The organism is Pseudomonas koreensis, assembly GCF_012986595.1.
In the GTDB taxonomy this organism is placed as follows: domain Bacteria; phylum Pseudomonadota; class Gammaproteobacteria; order Pseudomonadales; family Pseudomonadaceae; genus Aquipseudomonas; species Aquipseudomonas koreensis.
Window position 1 is genome coordinate 352,782 of record NZ_JAAQYM010000001.1, and the last position, 17,506, is coordinate 370,287.

Annotated in this window: 21 protein-coding genes; all 21 read right to left on the reverse strand. The window is 60.4% G+C overall.

What is annotated here, in order from left to right:
* Window positions 1–74: 74 nt before the first annotated feature.
* On the reverse strand, window positions 75–281 hold the full coding sequence (locus HBN98_RS01610; protein WP_083366710.1) for a tail protein X: 207 nt from the start codon (window positions 279–281) through the stop codon (window positions 75–77).
* Window positions 256–1,101, reverse strand: coding sequence for a phage tail protein (locus tag HBN98_RS01615; protein WP_083366711.1), 846 nt, complete (start codon window positions 1,099–1,101; stop codon window positions 256–258). Before HBN98_RS01615 ends, HBN98_RS01610 begins: the two co-directional genes overlap by 26 nt.
* Window positions 1,102–1,113: 12 nt before the next feature.
* Entirely contained in the window at window positions 1,114–3,708 is a 2,595-nt protein-coding gene (locus tag HBN98_RS01620; RefSeq protein ID WP_083366712.1) for a phage tail tape measure protein, read from the reverse strand.
* Window positions 3,709–3,856: 148 nt separating this feature from the next.
* On the reverse strand, window positions 3,857–4,177 hold the full coding sequence (locus HBN98_RS01625; protein ID WP_083366713.1) for a phage tail assembly protein: 321 nt from the start codon (window positions 4,175–4,177) through the stop codon (window positions 3,857–3,859).
* A 12-nt stretch (window positions 4,178–4,189) separates the two neighbouring features.
* Window positions 4,190–4,693, reverse strand: a complete 504-nt coding sequence (locus tag HBN98_RS01630; RefSeq protein ID WP_083366714.1) for a phage major tail tube protein — start codon at window positions 4,691–4,693, stop codon at window positions 4,190–4,192.
* A gap of 12 nt (window positions 4,694–4,705) precedes the next feature.
* Entirely contained in the window at window positions 4,706–5,872 is a 1,167-nt protein-coding gene (locus tag HBN98_RS01635; protein ID WP_083366715.1) for a phage tail sheath subtilisin-like domain-containing protein, read from the reverse strand.
* A 102-nt stretch (window positions 5,873–5,974) separates the two neighbouring features.
* Window positions 5,975–6,499 carry a tail fiber assembly protein gene (locus HBN98_RS01640; protein WP_229754981.1) on the reverse strand — a complete coding sequence of 175 codons (525 nt, stop codon included), beginning with the start codon at window positions 6,497–6,499 and terminating at the stop codon, window positions 5,975–5,977.
* 14 nt (window positions 6,500–6,513) lie between these two features.
* Window positions 6,514–8,841 (reverse strand): phage tail protein, encoded by a 2,328-nt coding sequence (locus HBN98_RS01645; RefSeq protein ID WP_083366716.1) that lies wholly within the window; start codon window positions 8,839–8,841, stop codon window positions 6,514–6,516.
* Window positions 8,838–9,443 (reverse strand): phage tail protein I, encoded by a 606-nt coding sequence (locus tag HBN98_RS01650; RefSeq protein ID WP_083366717.1) that lies wholly within the window; start codon window positions 9,441–9,443, stop codon window positions 8,838–8,840. The genes HBN98_RS01645 and HBN98_RS01650 overlap by 4 nt, the downstream gene beginning before the upstream one ends.
* Window position 9,444: 1 nt before the next feature.
* A complete protein-coding gene (locus tag HBN98_RS01655; protein ID WP_083366718.1) occupies window positions 9,445–10,329 on the reverse strand; it encodes a baseplate assembly protein in 885 nt (294 codons plus the stop codon).
* Window positions 10,326–10,652: a GPW/gp25 family protein gene (locus HBN98_RS01660; protein WP_047598902.1), complete on the reverse strand. Its 327-nt coding sequence runs from the start codon at window positions 10,650–10,652 to the stop codon at window positions 10,326–10,328. The genes HBN98_RS01655 and HBN98_RS01660 overlap by 4 nt, the downstream gene beginning before the upstream one ends.
* 5 nt (window positions 10,653–10,657) lie before the next feature.
* Window positions 10,658–10,888 carry a hypothetical protein gene (locus HBN98_RS01665; RefSeq protein ID WP_083366719.1) on the reverse strand — a complete coding sequence of 77 codons (231 nt, stop codon included), beginning with the start codon at window positions 10,886–10,888 and terminating at the stop codon, window positions 10,658–10,660.
* A gap of 53 nt (window positions 10,889–10,941) precedes the next feature.
* Window positions 10,942–11,529: a phage baseplate assembly protein V gene (locus HBN98_RS01670; RefSeq protein ID WP_083366720.1), complete on the reverse strand. Its 588-nt coding sequence runs from the start codon at window positions 11,527–11,529 to the stop codon at window positions 10,942–10,944.
* A complete protein-coding gene (locus HBN98_RS01675) occupies window positions 11,526–12,065 on the reverse strand; it encodes a hypothetical protein (RefSeq protein ID WP_083366721.1) in 540 nt (179 codons plus the stop codon). Before HBN98_RS01675 ends, HBN98_RS01670 begins: the two co-directional genes overlap by 4 nt.
* A gap of 1 nt (window position 12,066) precedes the next feature.
* Window positions 12,067–12,723, reverse strand: a complete 657-nt coding sequence (locus HBN98_RS01680) for a hypothetical protein (RefSeq protein WP_083366722.1) — start codon at window positions 12,721–12,723, stop codon at window positions 12,067–12,069.
* The gene (locus tag HBN98_RS01685; protein WP_083366723.1) at window positions 12,720–13,034 is read right to left on the reverse strand and encodes a head-tail joining protein; all 315 of its coding nucleotides are present in this window, start codon (window positions 13,032–13,034) and stop codon (window positions 12,720–12,722) included. The genes HBN98_RS01680 and HBN98_RS01685 overlap by 4 nt, the downstream gene beginning before the upstream one ends.
* Entirely contained in the window at window positions 13,034–13,252 is a 219-nt protein-coding gene (locus tag HBN98_RS01690; protein ID WP_083366724.1) for a hypothetical protein, read from the reverse strand. The genes HBN98_RS01685 and HBN98_RS01690 overlap by 1 nt, the downstream gene beginning before the upstream one ends.
* 1 nt (window position 13,253) lies before the next feature.
* Complete coding sequence (locus HBN98_RS01695) at window positions 13,254–14,282, reverse strand: major capsid protein (protein ID WP_083366725.1); 1,029 nt, start codon at window positions 14,280–14,282, stop codon at window positions 13,254–13,256.
* Window positions 14,283–14,295: 13 nt separating this feature from the next.
* Entirely contained in the window at window positions 14,296–14,646 is a 351-nt protein-coding gene (locus HBN98_RS01700) for a head decoration protein (protein WP_083366726.1), read from the reverse strand.
* A 12-nt stretch (window positions 14,647–14,658) separates the two neighbouring features.
* Window positions 14,659–15,891, reverse strand: a complete 1,233-nt coding sequence (locus tag HBN98_RS01705) for a S49 family peptidase (RefSeq protein ID WP_083366727.1) — start codon at window positions 15,889–15,891, stop codon at window positions 14,659–14,661.
* Between the two features lie 2 nt (window positions 15,892–15,893).
* A complete protein-coding gene (locus tag HBN98_RS01710) occupies window positions 15,894–17,504 on the reverse strand; it encodes a phage portal protein (protein ID WP_083366728.1) in 1,611 nt (536 codons plus the stop codon).
* Between the last annotated feature and the right edge of the window lie 2 nt (window positions 17,505–17,506).

Here is a 17,506-nt window from a genome sequence, read left to right on the forward strand (position 1 = left end):
AAAACCCGCACGAGGCGGGTTTGAAGGAAATGAAACAAGAGAAACGGCGTTCGCCGTAACGTCAATGTAGTTCATTAGTTCCATAGTGCCAGTCCTTCTTCAATCGGACCTGGTAGATCCGGCAGCTCGATCACGATGCCAGCGCGGTAAGGTTGCGGCTCATCGGCCAGCCCCTGATTGGCGTCGAGCACCGCCTCAACCGTGCCATCAAGGTGCCCATATGCGTGGTAACACAGGATGTCTAGCAGATCCCCATCAGACGTTCTGCAGGTCGTCGCCATAACGTACAAACTCCAAAGTAAACGCCTGCTTGCGCGGGATCCCGCCCTGTAGCAGCGCGCTCTGTTCTTCTTCAACGCTCTTCAAGCACCAGGTGCCGAGCACGTCGCCATGGCCGGTGGTCAAGGTCAGCGGCTTGAGGTGGGCACCGAGGCTGCGCAGGGTGTCCAGTTGTTTGATCCCGCCTTTGAAGCCGGGAAAGATCGCGCCCTTGAGCGTGATCTTTTCCTCACCGATACCGACCGCTTGTTGTGCCGGCCGTCGAGTCAGCCGTTCCTGCGAGGCCCAGCGAAACTCAGTCGAGCGCCGCAGTTCATCAAAGGCTGCGGTGTCCAAATTGAAGTAGTAAGGCTGCGCCTGCGGATCCTGTGGTTGCACGATCAGCAGATGCGGGAACGGCTTCACCGCTTCCGGCAATGGCGTGGCATCACCACCCAGCGAACCGGTCGGCACGATGTTGGCCAGCGACGGGCTGATCTTGCCGGCGACTTTGTTGATCGCGGTGGACGCCCGGGCGGCCTGTTCCTTCAGCTCGCCCATGCGCTCATCGATCTGCGATACGGCACGCGTGGCTTTGTTGTACGTGGCCACCACCTGGCCGACCTTGGCCTGAGCCGCGTTGACGCCGCGCATGACACGCTGCAGCTTTGCTCCCATCGCCGGACCGACAAAGGGAATCCCCTCAAGCTCCGAGGCCGCGCCGCTGATCTCACTGATGGCACCGTTGACTGGCCCCATCATGCCGTCGAGGCTGCGCCGGCCACTCTCTCCTGCTGCCGCCAGATTTTTCAGTCCCGACTGCAACTGTTCCATGTAGGCCATTGGCCCTCCTCGTTACACATGCGGTTCGTCGAACAGCGAGCGGTTCTGCAGTTGTTGCGTGGACTGACGCCACTGCTGATCGATGTAGGGTTGAAGCTCTCGCGCCAGTTGCGCCGGGTCCTTCACATCGCCCTGCACGGTGACATGCAGAGGTGCCTGAATATCGAACCGTTGCTCGACCTTGGTCGACTGAGGTTTCGCAGCAGCAGGCGGTGCGAGCATCGCCGGTACCGCTGGAGATGCCGGCTGACTCAGTGCTCGCGTGACGTCTCCCAGTGCTGTTGCAGCCGACTCCCGCTCAGGCAGCAGTGGCTTGGAAACAGGCGGCGCGGGAACGAGTGGAGGCAGCACTTGCGTTGGCTTGGTACTGTCGTGAGCTGCTTGAGGCACAAGCGCCGCTCCGGTCAGCAGCGGTAACATTTTCGGTTGCGGCTGAACCATGTCTTTGACAACCGGTACCGGCGCGAATGAACGGGCGATATTGCCCATCACTGGCGGGATGTTTTGCCCAGCATTGGCCATCATCAGTGGGCCGGCGTCCGGCACTTTCTTGAGTGAGTCTGGGGTTCCGAACAGCTCTTTGCCCGCAAAGCCGCCGAGTGCGTCGCCGCCCATGTACCCGAGATAACCACCGATCAAACCGCCGACGATGTTGCCAATGATCGGCACTGCCGTACCGATGGCCGCACCAGCAGCGGCGCCGGCCAACGTGCCGGCCAAACCACCTGCAGCTTTTCCATAGCCTTCGGCTTTTTCGTCCTGCGTCTCGGCGTTCTCATAGGTGTCATAAGCCTGATAACCCGCCTGCGCGACTGCAAGGATCGCTGGGCCTTTCATGCCGCCCACGATCTTGGCACCCCGCCCACCCCCACCTCCTCTCCCGCCGCCTTTACCCCCTTTGCTTTTCTTACCGTCTCCACCGACATCAAGATCACCGCCATTGAGCCCACCACCAGCACCAGGCAGGTTGGTAACAATGACTTTTTGCGGAATGTTCGGGTTGCCCATCAACGTGCCGCGCCCGATATTCATCAGGCCTTTGCCCATCTTGAATGCGCTGACAGCACCTTTGAGCGCGACAAGGCCCGCCACAGCGGTGCCGATGGCCGTCACCAAACGCGGTGACTCGTCGGAGAGGCTTGCGAGTTGGCGGCTGACGCTGGTGATGCCCTCCGCTACCGCATCAGTGACCGGGCGAATCGCATCACCGATGCTGCGCATGGCATCGTCCATGCTCTGGGCCATCTCGGACCATTTTTGCGCGGACGTTTGCCGGCGCTCAGCCAGGTTCTTGTCGAGGATCCCGGTGGCATTGGCCGAGTCTTTCTTCAACTGCTCATACAGTTCCTTGTTCTGCATGTACGCGGTCAGAGCGGCCTTGACCTGCATGTCGGCGAACAGGTCGCCGGTACGCAAGGCTTCTTCCAGGGACTTCATCATGCCCTTGGCCTTTTCTGGATCACTCTCCTTGCTGATGCCGGCCACAGCTTTGGCCATCTCTGCGGCCCGCTTGGGGTCAGTCGCTTCGATGTATTTCTGGGCCAGCGCGAAACTGGACTCCAGTGTGGATTTACCGTTCTGCAGACCGGTTTGCATCGACCCCTTATAGTCAATGCCCGCCTTCTCATAAGCCTTGACCGTTTCGCCGGAACCGATTTTCTCCATCCAGTTTTTTAGGTTGTTGGCCGCTTCGTCCGAGCCGCCGGCAGTCTTCATCTGCACCTGCAACATCGCGCCCAATTGCGACACCGAGTCCATGCCAGTGATGCCCAGCTTGCCCATGCTGGCCAACAGCTCAGGAAACCACTTGGCCATGTCGACCGCTTCGAAACTGCCCGCCTGTCCCTGATAGGCGATGGCCTCCAAGGCCTTTTGCATCACAGCCGGATCGGTGATCTTGGCGTTCTGGCCCAGAGCGTTGATCATCTTGGCGGTTTCCGTGCCGTCCGATCCCTGCCCCACAGCAAACTTGGCCGCCGTAGGCGCATAGGCCAGTGCCTTGTCCAGCTCCATGCCGGCGCCGACCAGGGCGTTGACCAACTCGGCGACCTGGTTGCGCGCCATGCCCGTATCACGCGACGTGTCGATCACAGTTTTGGAGAGCTGAGTTTCTTCTGGCGTGTTGGCAATGTTGGCCTTGATTGCGATGTCACGAATGATCGCGCCGTAGTCCGCGCTGACCTTGGTTGGAATCGCTACGGCGGCAGTCAGCGCACCGGCCTGGCCGAGGGTGCTTTTCATCCCCTGCCGACCTTCGTCCAGTTGCCGGTGGCCGAGCGCCTTGAGTTCAGCACCGGCGGCGACACGGCCCATAGTGGCGTAGGCCTTACTCAGCCGCCCGACCTCGACGCCCTGTTTCTTGAGAAGGTCGAGGTTCTTTTCGTATTTGGACAACAGCTTGTCGGCACCGGCGGCGCCGGTTGCGTGCGCCTTGCGCCACTCCTCGCGCAGACGCATGGTGTCGCCGATGGTGTTCTGCAGCACCCGGGCTTTGCTGCCGACCGTGTCGAGGTGCTTGATCTTGCTTTCGACGTCCTTGAACGCTTTGCCCACCGTCGGATCGACGGCGCCACCGATGACAAAGCCGAGTGCGAGGTTCTTCGCCATGTGCGTGTCCTGGGATCGAGGATGATTGGAAATGGCTCAGTCCGTGAGCCACCACACGATGTCGTTGAAGGGCATGGCTATGATCTCGGCTGCCGAGAAACCGGTCTCCTTGGCCAGTCGCTTGGCCAGTCCCTTCAACGTTGGCCCGTCAAATCTCGTCGTCTTGGACCAGACGAAAATAGCCTTTCTGCAGGCGCATGTAGTCGACCAGCTTGAGGGCCATCAGATCCTGTTCCGGGGTCTGCGTCAGCGAGGAAAACAGCGACATTTCGCGCTTTTCTTCATCGCCGTTGCAGGTCGCTTGCGCGGCCCGAATATCTCGCACGCATGGCGCACGGATGGTCAGCGTGTCGACCAGCACACCCGATAGTTCGGTGGGGTGTCGCAGGGAGATGCGAAAGCCTTCCTCGGTCAGTTGCAGCCAGCTTGGCAGTGGTTTTTCTTGAGTGGCTTGATTGGTTTGCGTCATTTCATCTTGTCCTTAAAGGCCGAGGGCCGAACGTTCATCAGCGAGCTGGTCGACGCCGTCGACGACCAGGACCATCCCCAGCATGTCGATCTCGTAAACCACTCGGCCGGCAACTTCGAGCTTGTAGTAGGTCAGTGCCATGCTGTGTTTGGTCTCAGCTTTGTCGCCGGGTTTCCAGTCACCCATGTCGACTTCCTTGATGCCGCCACGCATGGTGACAATCACCGGGGTGACCTTGCCCTTGAGGCCTTTGAATGAGCCTCGGAACACCGCGCTGCAGGCGGTGCGATCAGACAGGCCGAAAAACTTCAGCGCTTCGCGGCGCACACCGTTGGTGGTAAAACCGGCCTCGAGCTTTTCCACGCCGGTCGGGATCTCGACCTCGCCGGCCATACCACCGCCTCGGTAGGCTTCGGTTTTCAGGACCACCTTGGGCAAGGTGAGGCTCGGCATTTCACCGGCAAAACTGACGCCGTCGATAAACCCGGCGCAGTTGGAGAGAACTTCAGGAATCATCAGGGTGCCTCCTTAGGCAGGTTCAAGCACTTCGGTCATCCACTCGTTGGTGACCTCGAAAAGGAAGTTCGGGTTTTCAGCCGGCGGTACGTCGGTGAAGCGGATCCGCCAGTACACCTTGCCCTGCTCGATCTGGCTGGCCGTGTTCAATTCGTGATCCGGGAACACCTCGAAGTTGATCACCGCGCCTTGGTTTTTCAGGTCGCGCATGAACGCTTCCAGGCCGTCGGTGACGTCCTTGACGTAGGTCTTGGTGATCGAGCGGTCGACCGCCCATTTGTGGCCGGCCTGTACCGCATCCATGAGGATGAACAACGTGCGCACGCGAGTGACGAAAGCCCATTTCGGATCGCTCGACAGCGTGCGGTTGCCCCAGAGACGGAAACCATCGTCACGAATGATCGTGGTGATGTTCGCGTTGTTGAGCAGGTTGGCTCGGCAGGTCTCGTCGCCGTCCAGGTACTCCACCGCACGGGTGGTACCGGTGATGCCGGTAAACTCCTTGTTCGACGGCGAGGCCCAGAAACCATAGGTCGCATCCGTCCAAGCAAACAGGCCGGCAGTCCAGGCCGAACCGGGCGCGTCCACCGTCTTGCTTTCACCGGTGTCCCAGAACTGCACACCGGGGTCGACCATGAACAGGTTACGACTGCCGAAGTTTTTCGCGTAGGCCATGGCGGCCTCATCGGTGGTGCATGGCCCGTCGATGATCCCGATAGCCCGTAGCTTCTGCGCAAGGCTATCCATGGCCGTGGCCACCGCTTGCTTTGCCGAATGGCCGGGGGCAATCAGCAATCGCGGCTGGGCGTTGAACAGACTCTTGCCATCGAGCAGTGCCTGCAGGCCGGTACGCTGACCGGACTCCAAAACACCGCCGATGATGGCCGAGGTCTGCAGAGCCGGGTCGTCCATCTTCGGCACGCCGATGGCGACGATCACCGCCTTGGCCTTGGCGTAAATCGCTTGGCAGGCCTTGGTGATCGCTGAGCCGGCGCCGAACGCTGCAATGGCTTCACGCTCGGTGGTGATCAGCTTGAGTTCGCCAGCCTTGGCCGTACCGCCGCCCACCAAGCCAGGACTGAAGGTATCGCAAAGGCCGATGATCGACGAGGACGGCAGCGAGATAGTGCGTGCGCCGGTATCGACCGAGGTGGTCGTGACGCCGTGAAAGAAACTCATTAGGCTCATTCTCCAGAAACGAAAAAGCCCCACGTGTGTGCGAGGCTCAAGGTGTTTGTATTATGGGTGTGGAATGGAAAACGCCCCGTGAGTGCGGGGCGTTCAGGCGATTTGCGCGGCCAGCCAATCCGGCGCCGGTGGGCGATGCTCAAGGAGTGGAAACTCGCCGTTCTCCGGCCAATTGCGCAACGCCCGGCGATAGCTCTGTAATTCGGAGTACTGGTCGACAGTCAGCGTTGTGGCCGCGCTTTCTTCCAGCTCGTCGCGGTGCCGCGAAACCATTTGGTCAGTAGCCAGCAGCTCGCCGTCGCGCCACTTGCGTTCCTGCTCAGCAAGTTGCTCAACCGTCGGCGCGGGTGGATCGGCCAGCACCGGATAACCCCCTGCATCGGCTGTAATAATCTTGCCCGCTGCCTGACCATCAAGCAGCGCTTGATACTGTTCTACCTCGATCAATTTGGCCCTCTCCGGGATCAAGCAATCCGGGTTATCGACCAACACCATAGGCGGATCGCCGGATTCATCCTCGCTAGGACTCCACTCGGGATCCTGAATCAGCATTTTGCGCGGCCCGTGAAAACTTTCGTCGTAGAACGCATGCGGGTTATCGTGAAAAAAAAGCGCCATTCTTGTTCCCCTAATTAGTAGCCAATCGCACGCCAATACACCGAAATAGACGGGGCGCTAGCTCGGCCAACAAATCCGTTCAGGTTCGAGTTATTTTCCAGCCACGCGGAGACGGCGCCGGAAGTCGGTGCTATCGCCGTCATCTCAACCGACAGAACGCCCCCCGCAAACGTAATTGGGAACAACACAGAAACAGGCGCGCCCACCGTCGGCGAACTCGTCCAGATCCCCCACTGTTCAATCACTCCGCCGCTGGTTCGCTTATAGCCTTGAACAGCGCGAGATTGCGCATGACTGCCCACACCCACCACCAGCCAAAGCGTGCCGTATTTGGTGATCGATATTTCGTCGCAATACTCCAGAGCAAAGCTGGTGGACGTGCCGGAAATGTTGAACGCACCGATAAAACAATCACCGGCCGGCGAGTTGAACGTGACGCGCCCCACTCCCAGGTTCACAAAACGTATTGAGGCGCCGTCTCCTATCGTCGAGAGCGCCGGCATACTCAAAGTGATGTTTGAGTTCGAAGAGGTCACGAACTCACAACCAAAGTCCGCCGCTGTCAGCGCGCGGCCGGCGATAATCGACGTCGAGGATCGCTTGTTGCCGATGGCCCGCTGTACGAACTCAGTCGTCGCGAGCAACTTGCCATTGTCGAACTGAGCCGGCGTTGAGCCAAACACCTGCGAATATTGAAGCTGTGCCGAACCCGACGCCCACCAACTGCCTGCGCCATTGCTGGAAAGATCCAGCGTCGCACCGGGCTGCAGGGTAATTGTGCTAATCGGCGCAACACTGCCGGGGTAAATGTTGTCCGTGCCAGCACACACCACCGTAACTACGCCGCCGCTGACGTTGCGAAAGTGGATCGCCCCGCCCGGGCTAACCGTATTGGCAGCGGGCAGCGTTACGGTGAACGTGCCACTGGTAGAAACCAGCGTACCGATCGCCGCCGCGGTTAACACGGTGTTCGCTACCAGAAAGGTAAAGCCGCGATAACTCCCGCTTGCCCGCTGCACGAACTCGGTCGTCGCCAGCAACTTGCTGCTGTCGAACTGCGGCGGCGTCTGCCAATTGGCGCCGGTCATGACAGCCGCATATTTCAGCGCGACAGACCCTCCGACCAGATTCCAGAGCGTTCCAATGCGAACGAATACAGCGGTGTCGCCTTGGCCCAAGACAATATTGCCCGGCGCGCCGACGGCGCCAATGCTGTCACCGGCTGCGGCCGTTGCGGTCACAGTGCCCTGCACGCAAAAGATTGTCACGGTGCAACCCGGTGTCAGCACTGCACCGGTTGGCAAAGTTGCTGTCAGCGGTGCGCTGGGGCTGCCAAAGGCCGCTACGCGGCCCACGTCTGCAAGCGTTAGCGCTGTCGATACGGAATAGTTAACGTACCCGCCGTATTCGACCCCGGCGCGCTTCAAAAACGCCGCGTTAACCAGCAGTTGCGAGCTGTCGAACTGAGCCGGCGTGTTCGCCGTAGGACTGATCAGGGCGGGCGAGTTGATCGGTGCAAAACCTTGGGTCACGTTCTGAAAAACCAGCGCCGTGGTACCCAGGACAATCTGGCCGTCCGTGACCAACTGCCAACGTGTGTCGGCCAGCGTAGCGCCCTGCTCAACAGATACGATCAGCGCCGAGGTCACCTCGGCATTGCTATCAGCATCAGGTGCGCGCTTCCAAGCGGGCGCCGAAGCAATCCAAATACCGTTTTCTTTGGCTTGGGTCTGATTTTTAACCAGCACCCGGTCACCCTCCAACAGCGCCACACCGTCGATGGTCTGAAGCCCTGAAAGCGCAATATTGGCCGTTGTTGCCAGCCGAACAGATTGCTTGCTGTCGAGCTTGTAAAGTTCTTCCTGAATTCGGGCGTCGACGAATTCACGAGTTGCCAACACCACGGACGGGTCAATCTTGAGTGTGATGTTAGCGGTGCTGGAAACGATCAAGCTCATCCGCACCACCTGCGTGCGGCCCGAACCCTGCGACAGGATGGGCTTGAAGCTTGGCGCACAGTTGGCAACTGCCACCAGATCGCCGTCCGCGTCGTACAGGCCGACTTCTCGGATCCAGCGCCCGCCTTCATCGGCCGGAATGACCTGCTCGGCAATGATCACCGCCGGGTTGACCGGGTCGATCTTGAGCTGATTCAACGGCCGGCGGCGCCACTCGTTGATCAGTTTGGTTTGCTTGGCGCTGGGCTGCGGGTCGTCACCGTTCGCATCCCCCAGCCCCATTTCCTTGATATTCCACGGCACGCCCAAGACGTTGGCGTTTGCCAGCTTGGCCGCCCCCACGTCCGTCAGGATCGCGAAAAACTTAGAGTTCGCATCAATCATGAATAGATATCCAGAGTGTCTATGGTGTGTTCCCGACCGACCACGCCGAAGGTGCCGGTTATGTCGATGACCTGCATTTCAGGTGGGTAGATGTCGAGTTCGTCGCCGTCGAACAGGCTCACGCCAACATTAAGGTTGCCTTGCGTTTCAAGGCTTATTGCCAGCCCGGTGAGGTGGCGGGAGACGGGCTTGGCGTCGTCGATAAGGCGTTCAAGTTCGAGATACATTTCCTCTGTGATGCCGGTGTCCAGCACTCCCACCTTCAGCGCGAAGGTGCCCGGCACGCCTTGCGGCACAGTGTTAAACCATTCGACGATCTCGATCAGATAGCCCAGCGGCTCGACCACTCGACGCAAGGAACCGATGGTGCCCTTGTGCTTGTGGATGAAGAACGAGGCCTTGATGGCAGCACGCTTGACCGACTCAGACCACGCCGGATCCCAGCGGTCGACCGACCAAGCCCAGGCCAGATGCGGCAGCAGGTGCACTGGACAGGTGTCGGGGTTGTACAAGGTGCGCAGCGGAATCAACGTGTTTTCGGCGAATGTCGCCTCGATACCCCGTTCCAGAGGAGTGCTGTTGAGCGGCAAAAGACTACGCACATCAACCTCCCAACACGACGGAATAGCCGGTGCAGTAAGCCGCCTGCGCCTTGGTCGGCTTGAGATCCAGCCAGTCCTTCAGCTCCACGCGAGCCACACCGGCAACGTGCAATTGCGCATCGACGCCAGAGCGCGCCACCTCGACGCCCAAGCGGCGCCGCGGATTGATCCAGGCCTCAAGCCGCTTGATCGCTTCGGAAAGTGCGGCGTCGTTTTCCGGTCCGGTACCTTTCATGTGCAGCACGGCGTCGACGCGGTAGTGCAGGATCTGCGCACCGCGCACCGTGACGCGGTCACCCACCGGGCGCACGTCGTCGTCATTGACGGCCGTGGCAACCAGCTTCAACAATTCAGGCCCAGCCGTACCGTCACCCTCAAGGCCCAACACCGTGACATCCACACAGGCAGGTGATGGGCTTTCCGCCGTGGCATCCGCCACCAGCGCCGAAGCGTTGCGCGCGTGCAGAATGTAGCTGTTTCGTGGCCCTGCGGTGGTTAGTCCCTCATAGGCCAATTGCACACGCTCGCGCAGAGCGTCGTGTGATTCCATCACCGACTCGACCGGTGGAACCGCCAGTGGATCGGCAGGTTGAATCACCAGGCGCTTCAGATTGACGTTGGCCGCGAGGTGCTCCAGATCGGCGCCCGTGGCATAAGCCAGGAACTGCGCCTTGGCCGCGTCGTTGACCCGTGCCCGGTTGCCGAGCTTGATGTAGCTGGCGACCTCCAACAGCTTGGTCACCGGATCACTTTCCAGAGAGGCCGTCCAGTTCCCGCCCATGTGGCCGCGAAACACGTCGAGTGCCTCGCCATACACTTCTTCAAAATCCAGCGGTTCCAGCACGTCCGGTGCCGGCAGCTCCGACAGATCCACCAGGGTACTCATACCCACACCTCCAACGTGCCGCGCACACCGAGGTATTCGCCGCTGACTTGTATGTTGATTTTGCCGCCCAGCACGGACAGCACGCGCACCCGTTCCAGCTTCAAACGTGGCTCCCACCGGCCCAGCGCCCGGGCGGCTTCAGCCTGCACGGCGCTTTTCCAACCCTCGTTGACTGGAAGGTCGACCATGCGCCGCAGTTTGCTGCCGTACTCCGGACGTTCACGGCGGCTCACCAATGGCGTGCCGAGGATGTCCCCGATGGACTGGCGTAAATGCTCAATGCCGGAAATGGGTTGCCCGGTGTGGCGATCCATTCCAATCATCGGGTTTACTCCTTGAGTTGCTCGAACTCGGCATGGGCATTGAGGGTTTTCAGCGCCACATCGTCGGCGCTATCGACCGTAACCTTGTTTTTCGCCACGGCGAGCGTGCGGCCGTCCGGCAGGATGATCGTGCGCGAGGTGTAGAGCGTGTCGCGAAAGGTCACCGAAGAGGGCAGCACCACTGGGCTGACTGGGGAAGACTCAGATGCAGTTGAATCATCTTGATGTTTGGCCATGGGAACTCCAGGCATGAAAAAGCCCGCACGCGGCGGGCTGGATAAATGTTGAGTTAGTGCTTGTGATGGTTGTCACTTTGGCCGGCGGCCAGAATGTCGGCATCGCTGGTGATGCTTTGGGTAGCGTGCAGCGGGCCGTCGATCTTGACCTGGCCTTTGATGTTCACGACGCCCTCCAGATCGATCGTTCCGGACTTCACTGCGACGGCATTGTCAGTGACTTCGGCCTGCGTTGATCCGACCTTGATTGTGACCGTGCCGCTCGGCACGCTGATGGTGTAGCTGCTCGTCTGCCAGTCGTAGACCAGAGATCCGCCGTCGTCGAAACGCCAGACCTCGACGTGATCGCGATTGTCCGGCGGCGCGCCGCCATTGCCATAAAGTCCGGGAATGAATGTGCCCTGCGCCACCTCGCCGCTGGCACTGATCAGGGTGCCCTGCTCGTTGAGGCTCGGCGCCCGCCAGTGCCGCGCCTTACCAGCGGCGATGCTGTGCCAGCGCACCCAGCCACTAACCCATTCACCGTCCGACACCCTGCACACCGGTGGTGACGCGGCCAGATCCACCGCCACCACATAACAATCCTTCACCAGCCCAGCGAGCATACGGTCATGCTGGGCGCTCACATAGCCACCACTCATGCCAGACTCTCCGGCGCAAAATACTTGTCCCGGTTGGCTGGCCCCGCATCAGGATCAACGCCAAACAGCAGCGTGCCCGGCGGCTGATCCGGCCACGGCCATTGTGCTTCGCCAAGGTAGATCTGCTGTGTCCATTCCACGACCCAGACGGTGTAGCCGTCCAGTTCGGGCTTGGTCCAGTCCTGCATGGCCTGAACGAACTCGGCCGGTTCGACCTCAACGCCCCAGCACTGCATGCGCAGCAACGCGGCGAGGTGGCCCGCCAGGAACACGGCCTGTTGGTGATGATCCCGCTGAATCGGATCGGTGATCACCCGCGCCTCGAACTTGCAGGCCAAGCCGGTTTCACCGGTTCCCGGATCGGGACCCGGCTCTATCTCGGCCAGTTCGATCAGCACCGCTGGCAGCGGTAAGCGATCCAAATCATCCGGCCACATGGACACCGTCTGCAGGCCCGGAAAGTGTTCCTGAATGCGCCGCTCGATGGCGTGATACAGCTGTTCAAGACTGAACGGTCCGTCGACTTGATCCGTCACGTCATTTCCCCTTCAAGTGCTTCTGCACTTCGAAATTGAGTTCCTGCTCCAAGACATGCACCAGGTGTTCGTCAGCTTTGCGCACCCAGTTTTCGAAGTGCGGTCGGGCCTGCTCCAGAGACACCTTGGCTTTAGCCAGCGGGAAGCGGTTGTCGTGTTCGGCGATCCAGCCCGAACTCGCGCCGACGGCCCTGCTGACATCGCTGTCGGGATAATCGTCCGCCCTAAAGTGCTTGCTGCCGGTACGGATCCAGACGTCTGCGCTGTTGCCGTAGACCTTCTTGAAGAACGCACCCTGAAAGCGCCGGCCGGCCACCGAGACACCGGCGCGATTCTGCCGAGGCCGGCCGATGCGGCTGGCCTCCATGGCGTTGAGACCGAACCATAATTTGCCGCTGTTCGCTCCACCGCTGACCGGGTAGGCCCGCAGTCGCTGACGCACAGCAGCGACCGCAATGCGTTCCTGCCGGCCGACGGCGCGGGCGATGTGTGTGGCAAGCCAGCGCAGGGTTTTGTTGATGGCTCGGCGCTGGGCGTTTGCCGCTGCTTTTGGCAGCACGGCGGCAAAGTCCTGAAAGGCTTTCAGGTCTGCCGCCGAGGTCTGCAACGAGATCATCCCGCCGCCAGCAGAGGGCTTGAAGTGACTGCCAACGCTCATGCTTTAGGCCTCAATAGCAATGCTACCCAGCCGGTGCCGTCTGGCTCCAGTTTGACCAGGTCGTACTGGCCTCCCCCGTCTTGCCTCGCAAGATCAACAACCACCAGCTGTCCCGGCTCTACACCTGCAGCATCGACGACGCGAATCTCAAATTGCGGCTCGCGCAATGCAGTGTTGATTCGCCCCATGCGCGGCTGCAACCAAGGCGCAGAAAAGAAACCGGCGATCTCTCGACCGCCGACCGTTGCCATATCGCCCAAGCCATCCAGAACCAAGGCATCCATGTCATCGCTCAATTCGCGAAAGCCCATCACTCACCTCCGCTGTCTTCGTCCTCATCAGCAACGTCCGACTGTTGGCGCAGCAGTTCTAGTGCTCGCGGATCCTTGAGCGGGGCGATACGCCCCTCAGCGAGTAACGCTTCCTCGATTTCTTTATTCGGCGGACTGTATGGCTCGCCCTTTACGACAACGACGCGACCATCCTGCACGCAACCATCGATCACCAGAAATTCGGCTTTCTTGGCCATGTCACACCACCTTGGCGTAGATGAAGGCATCCGGTTCGAGCAGGCCAGCCAATGCTGCACTCTGGAGCTTCAGCCAGCGAGCGCTTGGCTCTTGGGTCACCCAACTTTTTGGGAAGCGCGCCGCTTCGACCAAGCCGCTTTCCACGGCTTCCAGATCCTGGATCGCGCCATACAACATGGCGTTGCGCGTCGAGGTGGAACCGAGAATCAGGCCGCCGGCCGGAATCATCGGCTGTTCTTCTTCATCGTCATCCAGGTACCACTCGTCATAGCCATAAAGGTCGACGCCCGGATCATTCAGATAGCCGAGGTACGTCACACCGTCGGGCAACTCCTCGGGTTTGATCAGCCCCATATCCACACGGCGAGTATTGAGCTGTTTCATCACCGTCGCGTTCGACTGGAAGGCATCCAGTGCCTCACCGCTCATGGCGACGGTGTTGGCTGTACGTCCAGAGTCCCTGGCAATTTTGCGTTTCCAGCCACGCAGATTGGCAATAGGGTCACCGTCAGAGCTGTTCCATTGTCCGCTGCCCAGGCTGATCTTGTGATCACTGGACATCAGGAAGTCGATGGTGTCGTCCACGCCTTCGCCGATCACCCGCACCTTGCCGGTGGTGAGAGCTTGAGCACACATCCACTCCTCACGGCGTACAATCTCATCATCCAAGTCACGCAGATCCTTGCCGAGCAACTGCCCTGCCCGCTCCAATGGAGTACGCGAAGAAAACGGGTTGTCGCCGGCCGAGCGCTTGAGTACCAACTCGGCAGTGGTTTCGCGCTTGGGTTGGATGTAAGGCGGGGTGTAGTTGCTGGTGGTGTAGCCCTCACGCAAAGACACACTGCCAGGCAGACGCGGGTGGACGAAGGGCGCCATTTTTCGCTTGCCCTTGATAATGTCGATGTCGACCGTTTTGGTAGGGAACGTCACTGGGCTGCCACCGTTGAAAAACGTGTTCAACAAAAAACGGCGCGCAGTCGGCATCTGCTCGACCGCTTCGAGCATGGTGCGAGTATCAAAAATATCCATTTATAACTCCGAATTAGCGAACGAAAAGGCTCAGGGCACGTAGCGCGGCTTTCGCCTGCGCTAGGGCGAAGCCCTCGCCGAGAGTGAGTTGGCTTGCAAGCACTTCGCCGGTCAGGCGGATAGGCGCGATCTGCGCGCCTTTAGTCGAATCGGTGGCCTGATCGAGGATTGCCACTGGCGCCTCGGAGCCATCAGTTGCCGCTGCTTTGGCTAGGACAAACTCACCACTGGTTTTCACCTGGCCAAGGACGGCGCCACGGTTGAGTTTCTGTCCGGAGGCAATCACGGCGGTGTCGATGATCACCGGAAAGGCGCCCGCCGACAGTTGGTCGGGGGCGTAGGTTTGGCGTTCAGGATTACTCATGAGGATCTCCAATCAGCGGCGCGAGGCGCCTTCAACAATGGCGTTCACAACTGCTTTACGTTCACCCTGAGCTGCATCGCCCGTCGGAGTGGACGTAGACGCGCCGGTGGCATCAGCCTTGATCGCACTCAGTGAAATACCGCGATCCTGCGCCGCCTTAAACAGCTGCAGAGCGGTGGCCTCGACCGAGGTGCCGGCATCGATGGCGGCGGCGATCTCGCTCTCGAAACCCTTGCTGGCCATGGCGTTGATGCCGGTGATGCGCTGCCGCTCGGCGGTAGCTCCCTCCTCACGGCTTTGGGTACGAACACTCTCCAGATCCGGTTGGCGGGCTTGAGCGATCTCGATGGTTTGCGGATCCGTGCCGGCGGCCAGCGCCTCACGCAACTCCGCCGTGCTGCTGACGGTGGTCATGTTGTATTTCCTCGGTTGGGTTGCGGCCGGTTTGGCCAGTTCTGTAATCAATGTTTCGAGTGAGCCAAGGCGGTGGGCCAAGCCGGACTCAACGGCGGCGGCGCCCACGCGCAAACCGCCGAAGTCGCCCATCTCGGGAACGCGCTCAGGATCCACGCCCAGGTTGCGGGCCACCTTGGCCACGAACACGTCGCCCATGGCGTCGACCGTCTCGCCGACTTTCGCCCGACCTTCTTCGGTGGCCAGATCAACTCGCTTGTTGGGCGCGTTGCGACTGACGATCTGGTAGCGCTTGCGACCGTTGGCTTCTTCACCGCCGACGACAGCCTCGACGACTACACCTATGCTGCCGGCGAGTGCGGTTTCGTCGATAACGATCTCGCTGGCCGCTGAAGCAATCCAATAGGCCGCGCTGGCACCAGTGCCGCCGATGTAGGCGACAATGCGTTTACGATCTCGGGCCGAATGGATTTGGTCGGCCAGCTCGTTGATGCCAGCCGCTACACCGCCAGGGCTGTCGATGTTCAGGATGATTGCACTGACCTTGGGATCATCCAGCGCCGTTTGCAGGTCGGTGGCTAACACCTGAGTGCTCGTCGCGCCGCTGATCTCCGTGAAGAGATTGGCGTAACGAAACACCGGGCCGACCACCGGAATGATGGCCACGCCATTGCGCACACTGACGGTGCGGCTGTTATCCAGCCGCATGCCGGTACGGGTTTCCAGCGCTGCCGGATCGCCCATCCGATCTGCAATGGTCAGCAGGTTGTCCAGGGCGCCAGGCAGCATCAGCCAAGGCTGCGATGCAGCCAGCTCAAATGCGCGGGGCATGGTTATTCCTCGTTGGGGGTATTAGGCGGTGGGGTTTCCTGTTCGCGTCCTTTGGGCAGGACATGTAGGCCATCCTTGCGGCGTTGCTCGACCTCGCGGACACGCTGTCGGTACACCTGCTGCCACGGTTCACCGGTCATTGCAGCTGTTTCCAGCGTTTCATTGCTGACGCCGATTTCAATGCGCTTGCCGGCGGCGTTGGCCTCCTTCAGTTCATCAATAGCGCCACGGGCCGGACCGATCCAGATCGCTTGACAGTACGCTTTGCGTTTGGCCGGATCGGCGTAGCCCGGCAATTTGATCAGCCCCCTCGCCACCGCTTCATCAATCAGCAGCTCTCGACTGGGCTGACAGAAGTCACAGATCAGCCACCAACGACGCAGGCTGTAGAACCGCCACGCCTGCAACATGGCGGCGCGGGCAGCGCTATAGCTGCTGCTGTAATGCAGCAAAAGCTCTTCCATTGGCTGTTCGAGCGCGGCGCCGATTTCCTTGACGACGGCGGTAAAGAACGGATCGAATTGCGCGTTGGGTCGCGCTGGGTTGGCGATCACAGGCTCTTCACCTTGGCCCAAATCGACAATGGCGCCCTCGCCCAAGGCCAACTCACCATCGCCGGTGGTGTCGCCTCCAACGCCGTCACCTTCGTTGGCCAGTGCCGTCAGCGGCAGATTGCCAACCTGAAAGTCATTGGTCTTCTTGATGAACACGGTGAACATCGCCGAGATCACCGCCGCCATCAGTTCGGCACTGCTGTAGCGCTCCAACTTCTGCAGCGGCTCCAGCACCGGAGCCAAATAGGGCGCGCCACGCTTTTGCCCTGGCCGCTCCTTGTCCGCCATGACGTGCATCACACGGCGCCGGCCAGTGGCCTCTCCGAAGGCCGGCAACCGTTCCCACTTAAGCGCTTGGCCGGAGGTGTATTCGTTCTGGTAGCCGCTGCAGACGTGATAGGCCGATGGCGCGCCGAGCCGGTCAAACTCCACTCCGTCCACCAGGTTGACGCCATCCAGTTGCCCAGGCGGATTGCACACCCGATCTGACTCGATCAATTGCAGCCGGGTACTGAACACACAGCCAGGACGCTCATCGTCGGGACTAGCCACCAATACATCACCGCCAACCATCGACGAGATCAACACCAACGCCTGCAACTGGTAGTGATTGAGCGACGCCTCAGCGTCACATTCCCTCGGGTCATCGGCATACAACGACCACAAACGATCAAGCTGAGCGTTGATTGCATCGGCCTGCAGTTCGTCGAGGCCAAGCGCGTCATGGTCGATCTGTGCGCGGCAAACCAGTCCGGTGCCAACGACATTGGTACGCAAGCGAGTGATGGCTGCACGGGCGATCAGGTGATTGCGCATGGCATCTCGCGAGCGAGCCACCAGCATTCGCCGCTCATTCTGATCGAGATCCCGACGCGGGCTACCAAGACCGGGTATCCAGCTGGCCATGCTACGCAGCACCCGGGAGGCACCGCGCCACCGAGTCTCAACACCGCCGCCGCCGCCTTGAGCGACGATAGGTCGGGCTTCGTTTGCCGACTTGGCGAGCTTGATCGCCTCACGCATCAGCAACTCGGCCGGGTCTTTTCGAAAAAATCCCATAG